Origin of the sequence: Parabacteroides caecihominis, from assembly GCF_023656785.1 — a bacterium.
Taxonomy (GTDB): Bacteria; Bacteroidota; Bacteroidia; order Bacteroidales; family Tannerellaceae; genus Parabacteroides; species Parabacteroides segnis.
The window spans coordinates 1-1,450 of sequence record NZ_JAMOKS010000088.1 but is presented as its reverse complement, the minus strand read 5'-3'; the positions used below and the strand labels follow the sequence as shown (position 1 = coordinate 1,450).

Annotated in this window: 2 protein-coding genes; both read left to right on the top strand. The window is 36.9% G+C overall.

Annotated elements, in window-relative coordinates; genetic code table 11:
• The first annotated feature begins 54 nt into the window (after window positions 1-54).
• On the top strand, window positions 55-435 hold the full coding sequence (locus tag NBH14_RS28610; RefSeq protein WP_004327320.1) for a transposase: 381 nt from the start codon (window positions 55-57) through the stop codon (window positions 433-435).
• Window positions 408-1,409 carry an IS3 family transposase gene (locus NBH14_RS28605; protein WP_117899989.1) on the top strand — a complete coding sequence of 334 codons (1,002 nt, stop codon included), beginning with the start codon at window positions 408-410 and terminating at the stop codon, window positions 1,407-1,409. The genes NBH14_RS28610 and NBH14_RS28605 overlap by 28 nt, the downstream gene beginning before the upstream one ends.
• The last annotated feature ends 41 nt before the right edge of the window (window positions 1,410-1,450 follow it).

Sequence of the window (1,450 nt, the reverse complement as noted above, 5' to 3'; positions counted from 1 at the left end):
TGACTTGTCCTAAAATAGCTTTACACAGTAATAACTATAAAAAGTGTACAAGTTATGATTAGACGAGAAAGGAAATTCTATTCAGAAGAATTCCGTGAGCGTGTTTTGACTGCTTACTACAACAGTAATGAATCAGTCGACATGATAGCCCGACGCTTTCAGGTAAAGAGAGATACGGTCAGTAGTTGGGTTCATCGTAAAAGAGTTGCTTCCAATCCCAAAGAAAGTAGTAAATTCGTGGTATCAAGTATAATACCTATGAAAGAAGAAAAGCTACCTATTGAAGCAATGGAAGAACGTATCCGTGAACTAGAGCAACAACTGGCGAAAGAAAAAATGCGTTCCACTTGTTTAGATACTATGATTGATATTGCGGAACGTGAGCTAAAGGTTGATATAAGAAAAAAATCTGGTGCCAAACAGTCCAAGAAGTAAGGCAAAAGCATCCATCATATAAGATAGATGTTTTATGCCGGCTGTTTGGCAAAACCCGTCAGGCTTACTATGAAAAGTCTCATTATGTTGCCAATAAGAATGTGGAAGAAGATGTAATCTTGTCTCTGGTACACAATGCTCGAAAAGATTTTCCACGTATGGGTGCGAAGAAGTTATTAATCTATCTTCAACCTACATTCCAAGTGATGGGTATACACATAGGTCGAGATGCTTTCATTGAATTACTGTATCGTAATTATTTATTGGTCAGAAGGGTGAGAAATAAGAGAAAAACGACTTTTTCCAATCATTGGATGCGTAAATACCCCAATTTGATAAGGGATTATATACCAACGGCTCCCAATCAATTATGGGTAAGCGACATTACTTATATTGAGATGGCAGGGCGTTTTGCTTATCTAGCACTTGTAACAGATGCCTATTCTCATAAGATCGTTGGTTGGGAGCTTGCTCCATCACTTCGTGCTTGCAATGCTCTTGCTGCCTTGAAAATGGCTTTAAATAGTTTACCGGAAGGATATTCCGGGCTTATTCATCATTCAGACAGAGGAAGCCAATATTGCAGCGCCAGTTATGTTAATTTGCTAACGCAGCATAAGGTACAAATTAGCATGACGGAAAGTGGCGATCCACTTGAAAATGCAATAGCAGAAAGAATAAATGGCATTCTGAAAACAGAATGGATATACGATGTTAAGCTAAAATCATGGCAGGAAACTATTAACTTCATTAGTCGAATTATTGATTTATATAATAATCAAAGACCACATCAGAGTATTAGTTATATGGTTCCTGCCTTGGTTCATCAAGCAAATATTAAAACAGAACGTAGATGGAAGAATTATTATCGAAAGAAGAATGTACTTAATGAAGAAGTTCCTATCTTTGATCCGAAGTGTAAAGGCATAGCAGGACTAAAACACTCAATTCCTGATAATGTCAAGCTAAGATAGGACAAAGTAATAAATCTGTAAAGTTTTTCTAGGACAAGATA

What these genes read in the sequence shown, in the direction of transcription:
- NBH14_RS28610 (WP_004327320.1), top strand. Translation starts at nt 55, where the DNA reads ATGATTAGACGAGAAAGGAAATTCTATTCAGAAGAATTCCGTGAGCGT.